Genomic DNA, 14,595 nt, shown 5'->3' on the forward strand with positions numbered 1-14,595 from the left:
GAATTCTTGCATGCTACTTTTAGAATGGAGAGACTATTTATGTGGTTACAACAATATGACCCGTTCGGTAATGAAATTTTAAGTGCACTAGTTGCTGTTCTTCCGATCGTATTTTTCTTTTTAGCTTTAACAATGTTTAAAATGAAGGGCATTCTCGCCGCTCTTCTTACCCTTTGTTTTAGCTTTCTTGTATCTGTCCTGTTTTTCGATATGCCGTTTGCCAAAGCTTTTTCTGCCTCAGTCCTTGGAATATTTAATGGCTTATGGCCAATTGGATATATCGTAATTATGGCGGTGTGGCTTTACAAAATTGCCGTTAAAACAGGTAAATTCACCGTTATACGTGCCAGTATAGCAGGTATATCTCCCGATCAACGACTACAGCTTTTACTCATTGGCTTTTGCTTTAACGCCTTTTTAGAAGGGGCAGCTGGGTTTGGTGTTCCGATTGCGATTTGTGCGGCATTACTTGTAGAGCTTGGCTTCCGTCCGTTGAAGGCAGCGGCACTATGTTTAATTGCGAATGCTTCTTCTGGAGCATTCGGTGCGATTGGGATACCGGTCATTGTGGGGGCACAGATGGGGAATATAGAAGCGATTGAACTATCACGGACACTTGCATTTACGCTTCCAATGATTTCTTTCACGATACCATTTCTGTTGATCTTTATTCTTGATGGACTTAAAGGAATTAAGGAAACCTTACCAGCATTGTTCCTTGTTAGTGGGATATACACAGGTGTCCAACTATTCACCATCCTTGTCCTAGGACCAGAGCTTGCAAATATATTAGCAGCGTTAGCTAGCTTAGCGGGACTTGCCTTGTTCTTACGGAAATGGCAACCTAAAAACACTTACCGAGAAAATAGCTCTCCTGAAGGATCAGAAACAAAAAAATATAGCTTGAAAGAGATTGTGAAAGCATGGTCTCCGTTTTATATTTTAACGGCTGTGGTTACAGTTTGGAGTTTACCTGCATTTAAAGCACTTTTTGATGAAGGTGGCCTTTTATTTAAAACAACCATCTTAGTAAAAGCGCCATTTTTACATCAGCAAGTTTTAAAAGCACCTCCTATTGCACCGGCAGAAACAGCTCTTGATGCGATTTTAAAATTAGATTTTGTTTCTGCTACTGGAACAGCTATTCTAATTGCTGTCATGCTGACAGGAATGTTTAGCTCGACCATTACATTAAAACAAGGTCTTAATTCTTTAAGAGAAACAACAAAGGAATTATGGATACCTGTTATGACCATCAGCTTTGTTATGGGTTTTGCAAGTATAGCTAATCTTGCCGGACTTAGTTCTACTATAGGACTTGCATTGGCGAAAACGGGTGATTTATTTCCTCTCGTCAGTCCTATTCTCGGCTGGCTTGGTGTCTTCATTACTGGCTCAGTCGTTAGTAACAACGCATTATTTGGTCACTTACAAGTCGTGACAGGGACGCAGATCGGGACGAACTCAACGATACTACTTGCAGCTAACACAGCAGGCGGGGTCATGGCAAAAATAATTTCTCCCCAATCGATTGCAATAGCAACAGCTGCTGTTAAAGCGACGGGTCAAGAATCTACCCTCTTTAAAATGACTTTAAAATATAGTGTCGTCTTATTAGCTATCATTTGCCTTTGGACATTCCTGCTATCAAAATTATTGCTATAAACTGTAACCAACCTAACAGAACGCTTGCTGTTAAAATGGCTTATTAACAATTAACGTGATCTTATTATATTACAAACAAATCATCCTCAATCCTTAACCGGATTGAGGATGTTATTCGTTTTAAGTTTCGTTTTGTTCTTCTTGAGATTGATCCCCGTCAACCGATAAGTATGGGTGTTCTTTCGTAGAATCAATAATCCCCATCGTATCAATATGCTTAACCGCTTCTTCATCGCCTATTTCTTGAATAAATGCGTAGACTTGATTTAACAATGTATCGCTTTGGTGATTGGGTTCATCATCATGGTACTGCACATAAGGAACATGTGCGCGTAAAAAACCATCCCAGCCAACTTCTTCAGCTGCATCAAACAAATACCGCAGCTGGGTGATTTCATCATCAGTCGCATGTACGACAAATTCATAAGGTGAATCCGTTCTGCTTCTCAAAATTTCGCCTCTAGCTACTGAAATGTAGTACGTGTTCTTTTCTTCTCCCACATTCCTACCTCCTTTTTTAAAGTATGTCCATTGATCTGCACATCAAAGCATATTTAATGATTAAATACGTTTCATTAGGGTATAGTTAGTTTAAATAAATTTTGATCTACATAACATGTCGCGAAAGGGATGAGATTGTTGAAACTCATTGATGAAATTTTTGAAATGTATCGAGGGAAAATACGAGGAACACAAGAAGATTTCGACATCATTGCGTTCACTATTTTGGAGCAGCTTGATCGTAAACAGCTTCTTTCGATGGTACAAGACATGTCTGATGACGAACTCGCCTATTTTATACGATCGTACATCGTTGAGTCACTCGAGGGAAAAATGAATAAAGTGACAAATGTTCAACAAGAAGGCTACTCAACCTATCACTGAGTCAAGCAAAAAAAATCTAGACCAACACTTTATGACAATAGACATTAATGCTAAAAAAGGACAAAGACGCTGATGCGTACTTGTCCTTTTTTAAGCTTGAAGATCAATCGTTATACCCTTTATGTGGGTCTGGAGCTGGAAGAAGCAGGAGAGACGCTTGTGACACACTTTCCAACATGGATAGCGCTCCAGCAGCCTGCTGAGATAATGCGCTATTCATAATACTTACTGTTTGTTGAAGTTGAGCTACTTGTTTTTCCATCATTGTTGATAATTAAACTTATATCTCTTATTTTTCCGATTATAACAAATGAAAAAAATTGAGATGGAGTTTTTCATTTAAGGGAGTTGAGTGATGGACTTGATGGACGGGAACTCATTCTAGTCCATTTTCGACGTATGAAATTTATTTCGATCCACGATGAACTTAATTTGATCCATCAAAAATTTATTCGACCCAAAATACAATTCACATAAAATAACAGACCTACAAGGTAGGCCTGTTAACGAGTAAATTATTTACCTAAGAATGAACGAAGCATCCAAGCATGTTTCTCTAAGCCTTGGTGTATAGAAATAAGCATATCTCCTGTCATTTCATCATTGATTTTGTCTGCGAAGTCCATTCCTTTTTTCAATTCTTTCATTAGCGTTTGGAAATCATTATAAATAGTTTCAACCATCTGATCAGCTGATTCTTTACCAGTTGCTTCCCCGACCAGCGATAATACCAGTGATTCTTTAAGCGTCGCTACAGGTTCTTCTCCAAGAGCAAGTAAGCGTTCTGCGAGCTCATCAATGTGAACGCTCGCTTCATTGTATAGTTCTTCAAATTTTTCATGTAATGTAAAGAATTGATAACCCTTTACAAACCAGTGATAATTATGTAATTTTGTATACAGGACAGTCCAACTTGCAATTTGTTGGTTAACGTTTTTAACTAAATTTTCTTTAGACATGTGTCATCCTCCTAGTGGTTTATCGTATGAATGTTGTTCGCTAAATATTGCTGTAATTAAACAACTTTAGCTTCTCCCAAAAAAGAATAGCTATCCTAAATCATAGAGGAACAAAATCTATCTATTCAATGGTATCATAAAGTTCAAGGAGGAGTATACCTATGTCATTTACGACTGTTATGATCGTTTCAATGATCATTATCATCATTGTTATCGGTAGTACTATCATCACGACGAACTCTGCTTATAAATATGAGCACAAAGTGGATCCAATACCTAAAGCCAAGGAAGACCTTCCACAAGATAAGAATCAAACCGAGTAATTAACTAGGGGTGTTTTCATTGAAACAAGTGATATTGCTAATTATCCGTTTTTATCAAAAGATTATATCGCCATTAACCCCTCCAAGTTGCCGCTTTTATCCGACTTGTTCTCATTATGGATTAGAAGCGATTCAAAAGCATGGTGCCTTTCGAGGTGGATTTTTGACCATCAGACGAGTATTAAAATGTCATCCCTTCCATCCAGGTGGAGTCGATATAGTGCCAGAAAATTGGCCATCAAGAGAAAAAAATTCTTGATGGTTTTTTCTTGCATTATTTTAAAATTCATAGTATATTATGCCGTGTTGTTTTATAAATCGTAATTATTACTATTTAACATTTTAGAAGAGGTGATCTGATTGAAAAAAACAGTTTACGCAATGCTACTCGCATCATTTGTCTGGGTACTTACAGCGTGTAATACGGATAATCCATCAGTAGAAAAGGACAGTGATTCATTAGAAGTCTATACGACAGTTTATCCGCTTCAAGACTTTGCTGAAAAAATTGGTCGTGAATATGTAAATGTGGAAACGATTTATCCTCCAGGTGCTGATGAACATACGTTTGAACCCTCTCAACAAGACATGATCAAACTAGCTGAAGCAGATTTATTTTTCTATATTGGTCTTGGACTAGAGGGTTTTGTTGACAGGGCAATAGACGTTTTGGAGAGTCAGGATCTAGTAATGAAAGCGGCTGCTGATTCCATCACTGATGGGCAGCTAGAAGGAAACAATGATGATGACGAGGAAGAGGACAGTGAGAGTGGGCATGAAGGACATGACCATGGGGATGTAGATCCCCATGTTTGGCTTGATCCCGTCCTATCACAATCGTTAGCCTTATCAATCAAAAATTCATTGATTGAAGCCATGCCAAACCAAGAAGCTTATTTTACAGAAAACTATGAAGAACTTGTTGCCCAACTAGATGAGCTCGATCATGAATTCAAAAATCTTGCAGAAGAAGCGCAAGTCAACCAACTATTTGTTTCTCACGCAGCTTATAGCTATTGGGAAAGTCGTTATGGCTTTGAGCAATTAGCCATTGCAGGAATATCTACTTCAGAAGAACCTTCTCAACGTGAGTTAACATCACTCATTAAAATCGCAAAAGACAATAACATCAAACATATCCTTTTTGAACAAAACGTTTCTTCAAATTTAACAGAAGTTATCCAAAAAGAAATTGGTGCAGATGCACTTGAATTGCATAATTTATCTGTTTTAACTCCAGAAGATATTGACAATAATAACGATTATTTTTCTCTAATGGAACAAAATATTGAAACACTGAAAACTGCTTTGCAAGTGAATGAGCTGCATTAATGGATGGTTTTCAAAAAAACAACCAAAGTGAGTTACTATTCTCATTTTGGTTGTTTTGTTATAAATGGTCCTCTTATCTATTTATTTGTATATTATTTCGTGGTGAATTCTCACTTGCTTCAACCGTTCCCTATTTAACTCTACGCCAATTCCTACTCCTTTAAACGGAAAGATTGTGCCGTCTTTAACGATGATATCTGTACTTGTTATATCCTCTTCCCAGTAGCGTGATGAAGAGGATATGTCTCCAGGAATTGAAAACCCCGGGAGTGTCGCAAGTGCCACGTTATGCGCGCGCGATACACCAAACTCCAGCATGCCACCGCACCACACTTGAATCCCATGCTCCTGACACAAATTATGAATACGAATAGCTTCCGTCAGTCCACCTACACGACCGATTTTGATATTGATCATCTTGCAACTGTTTAACAGAATGGCACTCTTGGCTGCATGCAATGAAGTGATGCTTTCATCTAAACAAATGGGAGTCTTCATTTTTTTTTGAAGTGCGGCGTGATCCACCAGATCGTCTTGACTGAGTGGTTGCTCAATCATTTGTAACCCAAGGTCATCAAGCTTTAGCAAAAGTTCTTCATTTTGAGTATAAGACGAATTGGCATCAGCTAAAATGTCCATATCTGGATATGATTCTTGAATAACCCGAATCCATTTCTCATCTTTTCCAGGACCAATTTTTATTTTGACTCGATTGTATCCGTCTTGCCTTGCTCGTTCAATTTGTTGGAGCATTTCTCTTATGGAATGTGCACCAATTACAACACCAGCCAACACGTTCTCACGCGTCCCCCCAATTAATTTGTGTAGAGGTTGTCCAAGCAATTTTGCATACAAATCCCAAACAGCCATATCAATTGAAGCTTTAGCCATTGGGTTTTTTCTCACTGTTTTCATCCTATCAAACAGTTCCTCAGGGTGTTCAAAGGACCGATTTAAAACGAGCGGAGCAAGTACGTCTTTAATGATATGAAAGCATGTCTCCACCGTTTCCTCCGTATACCATGGGGTTGAGAAAGCGACTGCTTCACCTAACCCTGTTGCTCTTGTTTCATCGTGAATTTCTACAATGATTCCACGACGATTCGTTACTTTTCCTAAACTCGTGACAAATGGTGTTTTCAGCTTCATTTCGATAATATGTAAATCGATTTTAGTGATCTTCATACTGCTCAGCCACCTTTTGTTTTAACTCACGTCTCAATAATTTATTTGATGCATTGCGAGGTAGTTGTTCGATGAAATAAACACATACAGGCACTTTATAGCTTGCCAATTGTTCTTTGCAATATGCAATCAAATCGTTTTCAGCTAACGTCTCACCCGCTTGTTGGACAGCGAATGCAACAGGGACTTCCCCCCATTGGTCATCCTTTTTCCCGACAACGGCTGCTTCTAAAATCGCATGATGAGAAGTAAGAACCGATTCAATTTCAGCTGGATAAATATTTTCCCCTCCAGAAATAATTAAATCCGAACGTCTATCTAACACATATAAAAAGCCTTCTTCATCTAAATAACCGATGTCTCCAGTATAAAACCATCCATTTTTAAAAGCGTCACGGTTTGCCTCTCTTCGATTAATATAGCCACACGTCACGTTTGGTCCCTGTACAACAATTTCTCCGCTTATATTGGACTCACAACGTTCATGGTGAGAATTTAAGATTTGAATATCATTCATAAAAAGTGGTTTGCCTGATGAACCAATTTTTCTCCCGCTATCTTCTGGTGCAAGTGTAGCAAATTGGGAGGAAGTTTCCGTCATGCCATACGTTTGAAATACGGGAATTCCCGCCTCAAAACATTCTTCTACAACATGAGATGCAGCCGGTCCACCGCCTAAAAGCATGCAGCGAAAACGTTCATGATAACAAGCATCACCACGAATGTTTAGTAAGCGCGTTAACATTGTCGAAACGACCGAAATCATGGTTGCTCTGCCTTCTACAAGATCCTGATGCACGACTTCTTCATCAAACTTTTCATATAAACGCACGCCATTCCCATAAATCACACTTCTCATTAAAATCGAATACCCACTAATATGAAATAAAGGAACGGCACATAGCCACGTATCCTCCACATTTAACCCCACATTTAATGCTGAACCAACCGCACTTGCAAAATGATTTTCATAGGATTGCAGAACACCTTTAGGCTGACCAGTTGTGCCTGATGTGTACATGATCGAACAAACGTCGCGTTCATGTTCAATGAGAGGTTCATTGGATGAATCAAGTTGCTCGACTTGAGCGATACTTAATACACTCAATTTATCCTCAAATTCTCGAATCACTTCTTCAAACTGGTCATCCACAATCAACAACTGTGCGCTGCTGTCTTTTAATTGAAATTCCCATTCATTTGATCGTAAGCGGGGATTGAGCATAACAGCAGATAACCCTAGCTGTTGCAAAGCATGGATGAGCACAATACCTTTTGCTGTGTTACGAATTAACAACGCGACTGGCTCATTTGTCAGAGAGAGTGATTGTATCTTTTTCGCTATTAAAGTTGTAGTCTCAAGCAACTCAGAGAATGTCCATGTAGACTCTTGAAAAGTTATAGCCATTCGATTTGGTGTGAGCGATGCTCGTTTAGATAGCCAGTGACTCATTGGATTCAATTTATTCACTCCCCCAGAATCAGATTTAGGAAATTCATTTCATTTTCTAAAAGATAAAAAAGAGCCCGTGAGTTCCCCCCACAGGCTTGTTAACGTTTGTATTAAGGAAAACGTGGGAATTGACCAAAGTCTGGTTTACGTTTTTCTTTAAATGAGTCGCGACCTTCTTTTGCTTCATCTGTTGTGTAATAAAGAAGTGTTGCATCACCAGCAAACTGCTGAAGACCAGCAAGACCGTCTGTATCAGCATTCATTGCTGCTTTGATAAAGCGAAGTGCAGTCGGGCTCTTCTCAAGCATTTCCTCACACCACTTAACGGTTTCATCTTCAAGTTCAGCTAAAGGAACAACAGTATTTACAAGTCCCATATCAAGCGCTTCCTGTGCATCGTATTGACGGCATAGGAACCAAATTTCTCTTGCTTTCTTGTGTCCGATAATACGTGCTAAATAACCAGATCCATAACCAGCATCAAATGAACCAACATTTGGCCCAGTTTGACCGAAAATCGCGTTGTCAGCAGCAATCGTCAAATCACATACAACGTGAAGAACGTGACCGCCACCAATTGCGTAACCTGATACCATTGCAATAACCGGTTTTGGAATCACGCGAATTAAACGCTGAAGATCCAACACATTCAGGCGAGGAATTTCGTCTTCTCCAACATATCCACCGTGTCCGCGAACACTTTGGTCTCCACCTGAACAAAATGCTTTTTCACCCACTCCAGCAAGCACGATGACACCAATGCTTGAATCGTCACGTGCAAAAGCAAATGCGTTAATCAATTCCATCACGGTCTTCGGACGAAATGCGTTGCGCACTTCGGGACGGTTAATGGAGATTTTTGCAATTCCATTATACGTTTCATATAAAATATCTTCATAGTTTCGTTCCTGTACCCACTCTCGAGTCATGAAAGAAACCCCCTTTTATGTATTTGGCTATTAACCTTCAAATAAAAACTCCATTAACATTGTACCAAACTTTTGCTGTTGTTCCACATGAATTGCATGCCCAGCACTTGGAATGACGACTTTTTTCGCAAAAGGAATTCTTTTTTTCATTTCGTCAGCTATGTTACGAAATTTGAGGTCTTCTTCTCCAACGACCAACAGCGTTTCACAATGTAAATCAATTAAGAAATCCCACCAAGATGGTTGTTTTCCAGTTCCAATTCTACGCAAACTTGTGGCAAGTCCTACTGGATCATTTTGTAGTCGTTGGTTTCTGATTTTTCCCTGGATTGCAGAAGACATACGTTTCTGCGTTGCAAAAAGAGGGATACTCTCCCATTTATCAACGAATGCTTCAATCCCTTCACACTCGATAAATTGTGCAAGATCTTCATCACTTTTACGCCTTTGCTCACGCTCATCTTCTTGTTTAATTCCTGGTGAAGCACTTTCAAGAACAAGTTTGCTCACTCGTTCAGGATACATGAAACTAAATGACAAGGCCACGCGTCCCCCCATAGAATAGCCAACAACATGACTTTTATCCACATCTAGCTTATCTAAAATTTTATCTAAATCCCTGCATGTTTCTTCGATATAAAAACGCGTAGGATCTTCTGTCATTTCTGTTTTCCCATGTCCAGGTAAATCAACCGCAATACATTGACCTCGTTTAGCTAACAGGTCTATCGTTTCATGCCAAGTCGTCGTGTCCCCGGTAAAGCCGTGCAGAAACAAGATTGGCTGCCCACTACCTTTCACCTCTACATAATAATGTGCCCCACGAATGGATTTGATCATCCTCTTTGCTCCACAATTTTTTCAACCGTTTCACGAACCTTATCCCACAACTGACGATGCGCTTGGACATTGTCTTGGCGATTTGTCATCACTTCTGCGATCGTAACTCCGCTAGTTGAAGAGAGCGCTTGAATTTCTCTGCCAACATGGTTAGTCAATTGAATCTGTTTATATGGCATTTCATATAAAGCTGCAGCATGCTTAAAATCAAGGGTAGGTGGTGTACCAAAAAGTGTTTCAAAATGTCTCGGCTGTGAACCTTGTGGAAGATAAGAAAAAATCCCTCCACCATTATTATTGAGGATAATGATATTTAAATGATTCGGGTGTTGCTTTGTAACGAGCAACCCATTTAGATCATGAAACATCGACAAATCACCAATTAATAAATAAACAGGTTCAGTCGTTACTGATGAAATACCTAATGCAGTTGACACAACTCCATCAATCCCATTCACACCTCGATTGGCCCATACCGTCAATGGATTTGATGAGCGTGTCCAAAACGTATCTACATCACGAATCGGCATACTATTCCCGACAACCACATGACTATTAGGAGGAAACGTGTTCAAAATCCGTCCAACAGCCGTTCCTTCATCGTGTATTTGTTCTGTATGCAGAGCTATTTGGTCAACAGTTGCTTCATTAATTTGTTGCCAAAAAGTCAACCATTTTCTATTTGATTTTTCTTCTAAATAAGGAAGCATCGATTCAATCAACACGTGTTCATTACAATCAATATAATCTGTCATGTTTGAGTTCGGGTCACGCCATTCCGTTCCTTGGTCGATGAGCCACTGATCGCTTGACTTTAGTGATGAAAGAAACTGCATCAAAGTCTTTGAAACAGGTGCCCCGCCAAACCGAATCACAAGCTCTGGCTGAACTGCTTGGCGTACTTTATCGCTTTTTAAAAAGGCATCATAGCCTTCAATCAACACTCGTTCTTGAGCAAGTTCTTTACGTAAATGACTTAATGGGTCAGTAAGAACAGGGAAACCTGTCTTATTCGCCAAACGAATAATCGCTTCTGATGCTTCATTTGACGCCATAGGTCCAACGACGATTAACCCCTCGTCAACTTGATTTACACGATTGGTTAACGCTTGAATATCATCTTCCCTTAGTATCTTAGTCCCTGTATAAACCCTAATAGGTTTTGTGCTATAAGCAGTGTGTTGATCTAACAACGGCACAAGCGGTTCACGGAATGGAAAATTCAGATGAACCGGTCCACATGGTGATTCCATCGATTTTGCGATCGCGCGTGCTGCTGTTCTTGTTACATGCTGAAGAACTCCCTTCGTATCCTCAGGAAGTGTCATGTCCGCGAACCATTTCACATGATTACCAAATAAATGAATTTGATCAATCGCTTGTGGAGCTCCCACACTACGAAGCTCGTGTGGTCGATCAGCCGTCAAAACGATCAGCGGTACACGTGCATAACGCGCTTCTACAATTGCTGGAAAATAATTTGCAGCTGCCGTTCCAGAAGTACAAACGAGCACAACAGGGTCTCCAATTTTTTTTGCCATCCCTAGTGCATAAAAAGCCGCTGACCGCTCATCCACATTAATGTGACAATCGATTAGAGGGTGGTCTTGTAGTAAATAAGCGAGAGGAGTAGACCTTGAACCAGGACTAATCACAGCCTTGGTCACCCCTCCATCAATCAATTGCTGTATAAATGTTCCCACAAATGTGGTCAAAGATTGCTGATGGTTCATTGCATTGTTCCTCCTACTGCACGTAGCATCGGACGGAATTTAATCAACGTTTCCTGATACTCCTTTTCAGCATTTGAATCGCTCACAATACCACACCCTGCATATAAATAAGCATGTTGATCATGAAGCAAACCAGAGCGAATAGCCACGGCAAATTCACCATTTCCCTGTGCATCCATCCACCCTACTGGCGCTGCATAAAAGCCACGATTCATCCGCTCTTCCTCTCGAATAACATTCATCGCGAGCTTTGTTGGTGTACCACCGAGTGCTGGCGTTGGATGTAAGCTCTCAACAAAATCGTTAATGGACATTCCCTTTTCCGCAATTCCTTTAACAGGTGTGTACAAATGTTGAATATCTCGTGTTTTCATTAATATAGGTTCAGCTGGAACGTGAACCTCTTCACATAAAACGGTGAGATTTTGTGAAATCATTTTTACAACTAAATCATGCTCATGTAGGTTTTTTTTATCATTAAGTAGTATTTTACCTAACTGTTGATCGTTTGTAATCGTTTCGCCCCGACCAATCGAACCAGCAAGACATGTTGATAAAATCGATTCATTTGATTTTTTTACTAACCGTTCAGGAGTTGCCCCAATAAAACAGCTATCCAACACTTCAAGTGAAAAAATAAAGCTATCTTTTTGGTCATCACGTAATCGCTCAAGCACCGTGTCTGAACGCTTCTTTCCATCAAAATCTACTTTAATTTTGCGAGCTAGGACAACCTTTTCCATCTCACCCTTTTTCAATCGATCAACAACTGACGTCAACGTGTTTTTCCACTTAATCGGTTCAATCTCAGTTGTTAGAGTCACTTTAACATCTTTCATTTCTAGATCAATCGAGGTGACTAGCTCATCTTTCTTTGATTGCATACGGTCCCAGATTTTTTTGGACTGATCGTCTTTTGAACAAACGATGTTCATTGTCAAAAAGCTGTTCCCCTCTTGATCATTTGTCAGCATAAACGATGGCAAATGAAAGTAACCATTTGAAAAGTTAGTCCACTCAAGCTCTGCTTCTTGTCTAGGGTCAAATGAATACCCGCCCATGACAAGAGGGCCTGTCCCTAATTTATGATCACCAACATAGACAGCAGACTCCAAAAATCGAGTCCATTGATTCTTTATCGCTTTAAAACGATTATCTTGTTGATTTGATGTGAAAGTTTGGGCATTGCCAATACCAACAAGAGCAAAATCACCATTCCGGTCCTGCCAAAAAGAGCGTTCGCCTTGATACAGCTGATACCCCGCCTCATAAAATTGAAGGGGGTCCATCGCCTCAATTGGTGTTACCATGCTAAATAGTACTTCCCTCTTGGATTGATGGGCTTTCTTAAATGCTTGTTCAAATGCCGTATATCCATGAGATTTTTGTAAAATTCTCACCCTGTTTCCCCCCAGAAATCACTGTTACGATCAAGTTTTCACTTCTTTAAAGATACACCTGTTTTTACAGTAATGTCAATGAATCATCACTTCTAAATCCTTATTGAAAACCGCTCAGCATAAATCATTTCTCATTTACTTAAAACAGCTATGTTCAAACCTTTTCAAAAAAAGATATAATAATGATAGAATTCCATGTCGAATTGGGTAAATTACCATTGACAGTACAAGCGGAATTTTCTACACTAACGATTGGGCTAAAATGCCACAAATCGTTAACACATTTAATTTAAGGAGAGAACGACATGAATACACGGCCAGATAGTGATAAAGGCTGGAGAATCTGGTGGAATCTAACACGTCCTCATACTCTTACAGCTGCGTTCGTACCTGTTCTTCTGGGAACAGTTTTAGCACTTGAATATACACAATTTCATTGGCTACTTTTTCTCGCCATGCTTCTTGCAAGTATGTTAATCCAAGCAGCCACCAACATGATCAATGAATACTATGACTTTACTCGCGGACTGGATAATGAACAATCCGTAGGAATTGGTGGAGCCATCGTTCGTAACGGTGTGAAGCCAAAGACAGTTCTTTCCCTTGCATTCATCCTTTTCGGTATTGCTCTATTACTTGGCATTTATATTTGTGCCAATAGCTCATGGTGGATTGCGGTAATCGGACTGGTCTGCATGGCAGCAGCGTATTTTTACACTGGCGGACCCTTCCCAATTGCTTACTCACCATTTGGTGAAATCACAGCTGGATTTTTTATGGGATTTGTTATTATTTTAATTTCCTTCTATATTCAAACAGGAACAATTGACACAACCGTAATGCTTGTTTCTATCCCAGTTTCAATTTTGGTTGGTGCAATCTTATTGGCAAATAATATTCGGGACCTCGATGGTGATAAAGAAAACGGTCGGAAAACCATAGCTATCTTATTAGGACGAAAAAATGCAATTTACTTTTTAGCAGCCATGTTTATTGTTGCTTATGGTATTGTTGTTGCGCTAGTGATAGCAGGACTTGTATCTCCTTGGTTACTCATCACCTTCCTTAGCATTCCCAAAGCCGTCAAAGCAACAACCGGATTTATCGGAAAAACAATGCCAATCCAAATGATGCCAGCGATGAAAGCAACTGCACAAACCAATACAATTTTCGGATTTTTACTTTCAATCGGTTTCCTAATTGATTATTTTTACTAACTCACACGACTCGTTCACATCGAACGGGTCTTTATTTTTGCACTTCGCAAGATTTTTCTTTTGAGGAAACAATACATATAAAATCGAATGATCCGAAGGAGTGCCATATAAGTCAATGAATAGCTAAACAAATTCACAACGCGGCCATCAACCTCCATAACATACCTATTCGATCGTGCTAAGCACTCCTGAAACACCATCAGATATGATCGGCGGTGAAGTACGATTATGATGATATGTACGAGGACACAAATCATATCATACACAGTCGCAACGCATCGAAAGACAGAAGTCTATTCTGAAGATAAGGTATTAGGTGAAAATAAAAATGTCAGAGGATTATCGTACTTCATCGGAGGTTATTCTTACAATTGGTCAGAATTTCTCGTATGCCCCACGTTAAAGTTTGAGGGTTGTCACATCTCGATCCGGAATTCTCACGCACGAAAATTATTTTCGTATGTACTTTTTCTTATCACTCTTGATTATAGTTTTATTGCTTTTAGTAGCAGTGGCAATGGCGGCGTTTAGAATTGACGAATTAGGAACAGGCTCTATGGTGATAATCGCCATTTAAGCATAAAGAAAAACACGTTCTATTAAAAGAACGTGTTTTTTAATGACCCGTACGGGATTCGAACCCGTGTTACCGCCGTGAAAGGGCGGTGTCTTAA

At 39.6% G+C, this 14,595-nt stretch carries 15 protein-coding genes; 6 read left to right on the plus strand and 9 right to left on the minus strand.

What is annotated here, in order from left to right; translation table 11 throughout:
• Positions 1-39 precede the first annotated feature (39 nt).
• The gene (locus tag AB1471_RS13655) at positions 40-1,665 is read left to right on the plus strand and encodes an L-lactate permease (protein ID WP_367780324.1); all 1,626 of its coding nucleotides are present in this window, start codon (positions 40-42) and stop codon (positions 1,663-1,665) included.
• A 120-nt stretch (positions 1,666-1,785) separates the two neighbouring features.
• On the opposite strand, the gene AB1471_RS13660 is transcribed toward AB1471_RS13655, so the two are convergent.
• Positions 1,786-2,166 (minus strand): hydrolase, encoded by a 381-nt coding sequence (locus tag AB1471_RS13660; RefSeq protein ID WP_367780325.1) that lies wholly within the window; start codon positions 2,164-2,166, stop codon positions 1,786-1,788.
• A 138-nt stretch (positions 2,167-2,304) separates the two neighbouring features.
• On the opposite strand from AB1471_RS13660, the gene AB1471_RS13665 reads away from it, so the two are divergent.
• Positions 2,305-2,550, plus strand: a complete 246-nt coding sequence (locus AB1471_RS13665) for a DUF6154 family protein (protein ID WP_367780326.1) — start codon at positions 2,305-2,307, stop codon at positions 2,548-2,550.
• A 103-nt stretch (positions 2,551-2,653) separates the two neighbouring features.
• Here AB1471_RS13665 and AB1471_RS13670 read toward each other — a convergent pair whose 3' ends face one another.
• Positions 2,654-2,815 (minus strand): hypothetical protein, encoded by a 162-nt coding sequence (locus AB1471_RS13670; protein WP_367780327.1) that lies wholly within the window; start codon positions 2,813-2,815, stop codon positions 2,654-2,656.
• Positions 2,816-3,065: 250 nt separating this feature from the next.
• Positions 3,066-3,509, minus strand: a complete 444-nt coding sequence (locus tag AB1471_RS13675; RefSeq protein ID WP_367780328.1) for a Dps family protein — start codon at positions 3,507-3,509, stop codon at positions 3,066-3,068.
• Positions 3,510-3,670: 161 nt separating this feature from the next.
• Between AB1471_RS13675 and ytzI the strand changes: the two genes are divergently transcribed.
• The 3 genes from ytzI to AB1471_RS13690 all read left to right on the plus strand — a co-directional run bounded on the left by ytzI (position 3,671) and on the right by AB1471_RS13690 (position 5,164).
• Positions 3,671-3,832 (plus strand): YtzI protein, encoded by a 162-nt coding sequence (gene ytzI, locus AB1471_RS13680; protein ID WP_367780329.1) that lies wholly within the window; start codon positions 3,671-3,673, stop codon positions 3,830-3,832.
• A 19-nt stretch (positions 3,833-3,851) separates the two neighbouring features.
• On the plus strand, positions 3,852-4,091 hold the full coding sequence (gene yidD, locus AB1471_RS13685) for a membrane protein insertion efficiency factor YidD (RefSeq protein WP_367780330.1): 240 nt from the start codon (positions 3,852-3,854) through the stop codon (positions 4,089-4,091).
• Positions 4,092-4,192: 101 nt separating this feature from the next.
• Positions 4,193-5,164 carry a metal ABC transporter solute-binding protein, Zn/Mn family gene (locus tag AB1471_RS13690; RefSeq protein ID WP_367780331.1) on the plus strand — a complete coding sequence of 324 codons (972 nt, stop codon included), beginning with the start codon at positions 4,193-4,195 and terminating at the stop codon, positions 5,162-5,164.
• An 81-nt stretch (positions 5,165-5,245) separates the two neighbouring features.
• On the opposite strand, the gene menC is transcribed toward AB1471_RS13690, so the two are convergent.
• From menC to AB1471_RS13720, 6 genes are all read right to left on the minus strand, one after another.
• Positions 5,246-6,349 (minus strand): o-succinylbenzoate synthase, encoded by a 1,104-nt coding sequence (menC, locus tag AB1471_RS13695; RefSeq protein WP_367780332.1) that lies wholly within the window; start codon positions 6,347-6,349, stop codon positions 5,246-5,248.
• The gene (locus tag AB1471_RS13700) at positions 6,336-7,802 is read right to left on the minus strand and encodes an o-succinylbenzoate--CoA ligase (RefSeq protein ID WP_367780339.1); all 1,467 of its coding nucleotides are present in this window, start codon (positions 7,800-7,802) and stop codon (positions 6,336-6,338) included. The genes menC and AB1471_RS13700 overlap by 14 nt, the downstream gene beginning before the upstream one ends.
• Positions 7,803-7,912: 110 nt before the next feature.
• Positions 7,913-8,731, minus strand: a complete 819-nt coding sequence (gene menB / locus AB1471_RS13705; RefSeq protein ID WP_367780333.1) for a 1,4-dihydroxy-2-naphthoyl-CoA synthase — start codon at positions 8,729-8,731, stop codon at positions 7,913-7,915.
• Between the two features lie 30 nt (positions 8,732-8,761).
• The gene (gene menH / locus AB1471_RS13710) at positions 8,762-9,571 is read right to left on the minus strand and encodes a 2-succinyl-6-hydroxy-2,4-cyclohexadiene-1-carboxylate synthase (protein ID WP_367780334.1); all 810 of its coding nucleotides are present in this window, start codon (positions 9,569-9,571) and stop codon (positions 8,762-8,764) included.
• Positions 9,568-11,304 (minus strand): 2-succinyl-5-enolpyruvyl-6-hydroxy-3-cyclohexene-1-carboxylic-acid synthase, encoded by a 1,737-nt coding sequence (menD, locus tag AB1471_RS13715; protein WP_367780335.1) that lies wholly within the window; start codon positions 11,302-11,304, stop codon positions 9,568-9,570. Before menD ends, menH begins: the two co-directional genes overlap by 4 nt.
• Positions 11,301-12,704 (minus strand): isochorismate synthase, encoded by a 1,404-nt coding sequence (locus AB1471_RS13720; protein ID WP_367780336.1) that lies wholly within the window; start codon positions 12,702-12,704, stop codon positions 11,301-11,303. The genes menD and AB1471_RS13720 overlap by 4 nt, the downstream gene beginning before the upstream one ends.
• A gap of 305 nt (positions 12,705-13,009) precedes the next feature.
• Here AB1471_RS13720 and AB1471_RS13725 point away from each other — a divergent pair, with 305 nt between their 5' ends.
• The gene (locus tag AB1471_RS13725) at positions 13,010-13,921 is read left to right on the plus strand and encodes a 1,4-dihydroxy-2-naphthoate polyprenyltransferase (protein WP_367780337.1); all 912 of its coding nucleotides are present in this window, start codon (positions 13,010-13,012) and stop codon (positions 13,919-13,921) included.
• Positions 13,922-14,595: the final 674 nt, after the last annotated feature.

The sequence above is a fragment of the Jeotgalibacillus marinus genome (genome assembly GCF_040801915.1).
Classification (GTDB): Bacteria; Bacillota; Bacilli; order Bacillales; family Jeotgalibacillaceae; genus Jeotgalibacillus; species Jeotgalibacillus marinus.

Excerpts from the sequence above, each read along its gene's own strand:
- menB (WP_367780333.1), bottom strand. The coding sequence starts at position 8,731 with ATGACTCGAGAGTGGGTACAGGAACGAAACTATGAAGATATTTTATAT.
- AB1471_RS13675 (WP_367780328.1), bottom strand. The coding sequence starts at position 3,509 with ATGTCTAAAGAAAATTTAGTTAAAAACGTTAACCAACAAATTGCAAGT.
- AB1471_RS13655 (WP_367780324.1), top strand. The coding sequence starts at position 40 with ATGTGGTTACAACAATATGACCCGTTCGGTAATGAAATTTTAAGTGCA.
- AB1471_RS13725 (WP_367780337.1), top strand. The coding sequence starts at position 13,010 with ATGAATACACGGCCAGATAGTGATAAAGGCTGGAGAATCTGGTGGAAT.
- AB1471_RS13700 (WP_367780339.1), bottom strand. The coding sequence starts at position 7,802 with ATGAGTCACTGGCTATCTAAACGAGCATCGCTCACACCAAATCGAATG.
- AB1471_RS13670 (WP_367780327.1), bottom strand. The coding sequence starts at position 2,815 with ATGATGGAAAAACAAGTAGCTCAACTTCAACAAACAGTAAGTATTATG.
- menD (WP_367780335.1), bottom strand. The coding sequence starts at position 11,304 with ATGAACCATCAGCAATCTTTGACCACATTTGTGGGAACATTTATACAG.
- menC (WP_367780332.1), bottom strand. The coding sequence starts at position 6,349 with ATGAAGATCACTAAAATCGATTTACATATTATCGAAATGAAGCTGAAA.
- ytzI (WP_367780329.1), top strand. The coding sequence starts at position 3,671 with ATGTCATTTACGACTGTTATGATCGTTTCAATGATCATTATCATCATT.
- menH (WP_367780334.1), bottom strand. The coding sequence starts at position 9,571 with ATGATCAAATCCATTCGTGGGGCACATTATTATGTAGAGGTGAAAGGT.